Consider the following 6,343-nt stretch of genomic DNA (forward strand, 5'->3'; position numbering starts at 1 on the left):
TCAGCGGTATGCGCTCTGTGAGATTTCGCTCGATTCTGCCAGAGTATAAAGCGGGAGTGGTGCTTTGCAGACCGATCTTGACATCCACGTATTTTTATAGAAAAACCCATAAAACAACGAGGTTTTTACGTTCTTCAACGAAGAAACTGGAGAAGTTATCCACAGGCGTACCGGTACTTTTTTATACAACTTTTATTGCTTTCTAACGAAAGGACGTTCTTCTGCACACTGCGCTGAGTACCATAGAAGAGTATGTTCCGACATGACGAGAGGATATCTCATGGCTGAAATCCCTACTTCCGAACCCCAAGTTGGTGCCCCGCCGGTCGTAACTCAAGCACCGCCTAAACTTAACCAAGCGGGAGCTATCGACCTTGTAAAACGGGAAACGCGTGCCCCTGAGGTTGCAACTATCAGTCATGAAGCAGACGAACTGGCTATCACTCTCAACAACACCGATCTGAAGTCGCCTTCACTTCTCGATACCCTCGAAAATACGATTTCAAGCTACGGTTCCGATACCTTCAACGGTATCGACATGGTTACCCAGCGTCTGCTGAATATGCAGGAGCTTGAGCTTGCGCCGGACTCCCCACAAACCAAAGCATCTCAAAACCTGGCGGAACTGCGTGCACAAATCAACTCGCTGGATTACAGCGCGATTGACGGTACCCCCGGTAAACGCGGCATCGCAAAACGCCTGATAGGGCGCGGCAAAAGCAAAATCGAGAAATTCTTCTACCAGTACGCCAGCGTCAACAGAAATATTGAAGGCATCAGCAAAAAACTGAAAAAATCCACCGATGCGCTCGTCATGCAGCAGGCGGAACTCGTGAAACTGCGCGAGAAACTTCAGGAAGGCATGACGGATTTGAACGAGAAGATCACAGTTCTTCAACAGTTCTCCGATATGGTGCGTGCCGCCGCCGAAGAAACTCGTCTTGAAGGAGATGAAGAAACCGCGCGCATCTACACCGAGAAGGTTCTGTATGTGACCGAACAGCGCATCAGCGATCTGCTCACTAAACTTGAAATTGCTGGGCAGGCGTACCTGACAAGCGATGTTGTCTCCAGCAACGGCAAAGAGCTCATTCGCGGTATCCGCCGCGCCGAAGACACCACCTTATGGGCATACAAAATGACCGCCTATATCGCCCGTTCCTTAGGCATGCAGGAAGCGGTTCTGCAGCAGCTTGGCGCTTTGAAGCAGACCACCGAGAACGCTATTATGCGCAATGCCGATATGCTGTCTTCGCAGGCTACGCGCATCCAGCAGATGGCGTCCCAACCCGCAATTGACCCGCAGGTTTTGGCGCAGGCACATGGAAAAGTACTTCAAGCACTCGACGAAGTTTCCGCATTCCGTCAGGGGGCGGTAGAAGCATTCGCCCAGTCGAACCAGATGCTGCGCGAACTGACGGCAGAATCTCTTGAGCGCGTTACACGAAGGAATAATGCCCCTGAATCCCCTGCACACGCCAGCGGAACTCCCACAAACCGCGCGCTCACCCAGAATTAGAGGCACACGTGGGCGTTATCAAACGGTTTTTCGGTGTGCCGGACGATTCCCCGTTCCGCTCCCAACAAGAAAGCGTCACGGATACCCCGGCGCAGGAGTATGCCTCGGCTCATTCTTCTGCCCCGGAGCCCACGCACCTGCGCCAGTCCCAGCATGTGTTGGATGATGCCTCGCATTATTTGGCGGATTTTGCCGTGTCTGTACCCCCGCGCGCACTCGTACCCGCTTTCGAGATGGTCGAAACCTACCGCAAAATAACGGCAGAAACGGGCAGTGATACCCGCGCGACCCTGCCCTCAACGACGGAATACACGCTCCAGACGGCGCTAACCACCTATGTACCGAATCTGTTGACTGTCTATACCCGCACGCACAACCCCACCCCGGAGCAAACCTCCGAGCTGGTGCAGGCTCTTACTGATGCAAATCAGGAATTCGTCACTGCGCTTAACCTTGTGCGGGCAGATAACAGCCTTGAACTTGAAACGCACACCCTGTTCATGCGCAAGAGAATGGCGGTATAAATGGAACTGAGCATTGGTCAGAACGTCAATCTTACCCAGGAAGCACCCGATCTCGACCACGTGCTGGTAGGACTGCGGTGGCGCACCGACGAACCGCTTCTACGTGAATCTCTGGAGGCAGGGGTACTTCTCACCTCGAACGGCAAACTAGTTTCGCGGCAAGACTTTGTATTTGCTCACCAGGTCTTAGACCGTGCGGGCAGTGTTCGCCGCCGCGAGCTCATGGGCGACGATCAGGTGCAGTTCGATCTGCACCTTCCCACTGTGCCCCAAGACGTAGATTCCCTGGAGGTTGTGCTCTTCACAAACGGGGAAAGTACCGTGCGGCTCAACCGTGCCAGCGGGATTCGAGCACGCATGATAAACCCCGCCACCGGAAAAACAATGTTCCGTGCCCCACTCGTGCAGGTAGGTCGCAGCGCGGCGGTACGGCTGATGCAGGTGTACCGGCACCGCGGTGAATGGAAAGTGCGGGCTGTGTGCGATGAATGGCATAGTGTTTCCGCCATGCTTCAAGGGTTCGGGTTATGAGTCGCTACAGTTTTATCACTGCCTACATAGCGGATCCTGAGCCGAAAGCACGTCCTCAAGCATCCCCCTCTACTGCCGCAGCAGCAACAAACCGGGAGCCGCAGTCTGCAGATATTCCCTCTGACCAGCAAGGGCACCGAAGGGCGCAGCATACTCAACGGAATATAAACCGCCAAACGGACCGAACGACGGGCGCATCTGGGGCAGAGCAGCCGATGCAGCACCGGCAGATTAAGCCCCCAAATATGAGCAAATCTCGCGGGACGGCAACCTACACCCCGGAATCGGCTGAATCTTGGCAGCATTCTCAACCCGAAGACACGGCAAAAATCATAACTCCCCCATCCGAACACCTGCGTGAACCGCACTGGTGGGGTCACATCCCCAATATCACCGACGCTCACCCAAGCGAACGTCTCTTTATGCTTGATGCAGTACAAGCCGCCGTAGGAGAACTGCGTATTACCGGAACCGATATGACTGCATTCCTGCTGAACTGGGATGGTGAGAGTGTTATGCTGTCGGGTTCATCCGCTCCCCCAACTGATGCTGCCTCTCGGATGACCCAAATATCGCTCAACGCAGCAGGCACAGTTTTGATAATTCCCCCCAAATCTTTGACGCTACTCCGATCTTTAAAAGTGATCGGCAGGAACCTTCAGCTCACTAATCCCGATATGCGCATAACCCGGGATTTAGGGAAGGGTACGCTAATATTAAGTGAGGATGGTTACGTTACCTGTGCCATCGCCCTTCTGAGCGAATATCAACACCATAAATAGAAAGGAAAATATAGTGGCTGCTATTAAGCTCACCAAAGGAAACCCCATCAATCTCACCAAAGAGGCACCGGGTCTGAAAAACCTCACCATCGGCCTGGGTTGGGACCTATCCCTCGCGGGTGAAGCCTATGACCTTGACGCATCCGTCATGATCACCGACGAAAATGACAGGATCCTTTTTGACGATGCATCCCTCGTCTTCTTTAACAATCCCACCAGCCTTGACGGCGCGGTCGTCCACACCGGTGACAACCGCACTGGCGATGCTGAAGGTGACGATGAGACCATTATCGTGAACCTCGATAAAGTAGACCCAAAGGTACAGCGCCTTCACATCCTCGCCTCTATCTACGAAGGCGAAAAAACCGGTAAGAATTTCGGTGTAGTACGTAACGCTTATGTACGTCTGATAAACGACGACACTAACGAAGAAATCGCTCGTTACGACCTTTCCGAAGACTGCTCGGCAGCGCCCGCTGTACTCTTCGCGATGGTGTACCGCCACAACGGCGAATGGCGTTTCAAAGCCGTAGAAGATCCATTCACCGGTGGTCTGCCGCATCTGCTGACCTCCTACGGTTTCACCGTTTAACAACCTGCCTTATCTCTAACGCGAAGGAGAGCCTTCTGCCCTCATGGCTTTATTAAAATTCTTCAAATACGATCTCTTGATTACCCTTGCGGCACTTATAGGTGCCGCCTTTTATGGCGGTATTGTTGGCATGGTATCCGCCGCGATCCTGATTGTCCTTGAGATCGTGTTCTCATTCGACAACGCGGGTGTGAACGCAAAATACCTAGACAAAATGTCGCATGCATGGCGCAATATCTTCTTGACAGTCGGTGTTCTGGTCGCTGTTTTTGGTATGCGTCTTATCTTCCCCTTCCTGATCGTCTGCCTGGCAGGCAACGTAGGTCCGGTTGAAGCTTGGAACCTTGCAATGGAACGCGGCGACCCGCATACGCCCGGAACCTACGGGTACATTTTGGAATCCGCTCACCACACCATCGCTTCCTTCGGCGGCATGTTCCTGCTCATGCTCTTCCTTTCCTTCCTCTTCGAGGCTGGTAAGGATGTCCACTGGCTATCCGTGATCGAGAAACCGCTCGCCAAAGCCGGGCACTTTGATTCCATGCCTGTATTGGTTTCCGGGGTTATCTTAGTGACGGCTTCTCAGCTTTTCGGTGCTGAGCATCATGAGCAGTACACTATTCTGCTCTCGGGGCTTCTGGGCATGCTCACCTTCTTGGCGACCAACGGCCTGGCAACCTTTATGGAAGACCGAAACGAATCTCAAGAAGAATCCCTGGCGAATGTTGCCGTACTTACCGGTAAAGCAGCATTCTCCATGTTTATCTTCCTAGAAGTTCTTGATGCTTCCTTCAGCTTCGACGGCGTTCTCGGCGCATTCGCGGTAACCTCAGACCCCATTATTATTGCTATCGGCCTGGGCGTGGGCGCGCTCTTCGTGCGGTCGATGACCATTTACCTGGTCGAGAAGGGAACCCTTCAAGAGCTGCGCTACCTGGACCACGGCGCGCACTGGGCTATCGGCGTTCTCGCGCTTATGCTTCTGGCAACCCTCAAGTGGGATATTCCCGACTACGTGATCGGCCTTTCCGGCATCGTCTTTATCGCCGGATCGATTATCTCCTCCCGCAAGGCAAACCATGCGGAGGCAGCACTAGCGGAAAAGACTGCAGAACCTGACGCTCCGGTGCAGAGCACATAACCGCAGGATCAAGGGCACATAGCCCTCAAGCAACGCGGTGGGCGACGATGCGGACGCAGCGTGCGCCGCGCATCCGCCCACCGTATTTTTATTACCACATAACTACATAACTAACGAAGGGTACAGGCACTGTGGCTATTAACCTGTCAAAAGGCCAGAAACTAGATCTCTCGAAAGACAGCTCGCTCACCCAGGTTCGTTTGGGCTTAGGCTGGGATCCCATTAAAACCAAGGGGCTCTTTGGGCGTATCAAAGAGAAAGCGGTCGATCTGGATGCTTCCGTGATCGGCTATGATGCAGCCGGTAACCTGCTTGAGGTCGTTTTCTACGGGTCGTTACGCTCGGTCAATGGTTCTATTATTCACCACGGAGATAACCTGACGGGTGCAGGCGAAGGCGACGACGAGGTTATTGATATTAACCTCCCGGGCGTGGATGCGCGCGTTGCTTTCCTGGCGCTGGTGATTACCTCATATTCCGGGGATCAGTTCAGCAATATTGACAACGCTTTTGTGCGCGTTGAAAACGTTGCTACCCGCCAGGAGATGGCACGTTTTTCGATGACGGAAAAGGGCTCGCATACGGGGCTCATGGTAGCCCTGCTGGCACGCTTAGGTCGCGGCTGGGAGCTTCGGGCTATTGGAGACCCGCTGCCCGGTGCGGCACGCACCCCGCGTGATGTTATCGACCCTGTAAAAAGGTACCTTGTCTAAAAATTTGGCGTGCTGTGCACGTGTTCAATAGCGGCACGTAAGGTGTACATAGCGGCAGTTTTATTCTTCTTTATGGCGGTAAGAGCTGTCTTTGGAATTCTTCTGTGCGCATAGTACTGATAGCAAAAGCTGGTCCCGCATGCATCAATACGATGCGTGCGGGACCAGCTTTATGCTCTGAAAAGCACAATTATTCATTCAATTACTGACGCCTAGAATGTTTTGATCTGCCAGGCACCATCAGAATACTTACCCTGAAAATACACCGATGTTTCTGTCTTACGTTGTTTTTCATCGGTGTAGTCCTCGCTAGTTCCATCAGGGAAGGCACGAAATTCTCCCAAATCGATGACCATCATACCGCCCCAATTGTAGCCGCCACCGCTTGCTTTTGAGGGACGAGGAGAGCGCATGGCAAACGTTACTTGAGGGTTACCAAACCAAATCTCACCATCTTTGATCCTATCGAAAAAGAATTGATCATTTTTTAAGAAACCATCCTTTTCGCTTTGTGCCAATGCAGACTTATTAATCATTTCGT

The 6,343-nt window shown here is 52.9% G+C and carries 9 protein-coding genes; 8 read left to right on the plus strand and 1 reads right to left on the minus strand.

What is annotated here, in order from left to right:
- The 8 genes from HMPREF2554_RS11685 to HMPREF2554_RS09215 all read left to right on the plus strand — a co-directional run.
- Positions 1–206, plus strand: a 206-nt coding sequence (locus tag HMPREF2554_RS11685; protein WP_210396043.1) for a hypothetical protein, incomplete at its 5' end; no start/stop codon positions are given.
- Positions 207–280: 74 nt separating this feature from the next.
- Positions 281–1,519 carry a toxic anion resistance protein gene (locus HMPREF2554_RS09185; protein WP_070554875.1) on the plus strand — a complete coding sequence of 413 codons (1,239 nt, stop codon included), beginning with the start codon at positions 281–283 and terminating at the stop codon, positions 1,517–1,519.
- An 8-nt stretch (positions 1,520–1,527) separates the two neighbouring features.
- Positions 1,528–2,043 carry a hypothetical protein gene (locus HMPREF2554_RS09190; protein WP_070554877.1) on the plus strand — a complete coding sequence of 172 codons (516 nt, stop codon included), beginning with the start codon at positions 1,528–1,530 and terminating at the stop codon, positions 2,041–2,043.
- Positions 2,044–2,574: a TerD family protein gene (locus tag HMPREF2554_RS09195; protein WP_070554879.1), complete on the plus strand. Its 531-nt coding sequence runs from the start codon at positions 2,044–2,046 to the stop codon at positions 2,572–2,574. It begins immediately after the preceding gene.
- On the plus strand, positions 2,571–3,356 hold the full coding sequence (locus HMPREF2554_RS09200; protein WP_246826051.1) for a hypothetical protein: 786 nt from the start codon (positions 2,571–2,573) through the stop codon (positions 3,354–3,356). The genes HMPREF2554_RS09195 and HMPREF2554_RS09200 overlap by 4 nt, the downstream gene beginning before the upstream one ends.
- A gap of 13 nt (positions 3,357–3,369) precedes the next feature.
- Positions 3,370–3,948, plus strand: coding sequence for a TerD family protein (locus HMPREF2554_RS09205; RefSeq protein WP_004006392.1), 579 nt, complete (start codon positions 3,370–3,372; stop codon positions 3,946–3,948).
- A 43-nt stretch (positions 3,949–3,991) separates the two neighbouring features.
- Positions 3,992–5,089, plus strand: coding sequence for a DUF475 domain-containing protein (locus tag HMPREF2554_RS09210; protein ID WP_070535756.1), 1,098 nt, complete (start codon positions 3,992–3,994; stop codon positions 5,087–5,089).
- Between the two features lie 131 nt (positions 5,090–5,220).
- On the plus strand, positions 5,221–5,802 hold the full coding sequence (locus tag HMPREF2554_RS09215) for a TerD family protein (RefSeq protein WP_070554881.1): 582 nt from the start codon (positions 5,221–5,223) through the stop codon (positions 5,800–5,802).
- Positions 5,803–6,014: 212 nt separating this feature from the next.
- Here the strand turns inward: HMPREF2554_RS09215 and HMPREF2554_RS09220 are convergent.
- The coding region (locus HMPREF2554_RS09220; RefSeq protein ID WP_246826052.1) for a DUF6318 family protein at positions 6,015–6,343 on the minus strand (329 nt) is incomplete at its 5' end.

It is taken from the genome of Rothia sp. HMSC071F11, assembly GCF_001809115.1.
GTDB lineage: Bacteria > Actinomycetota > Actinomycetes > Actinomycetales > Micrococcaceae > Rothia > Rothia dentocariosa.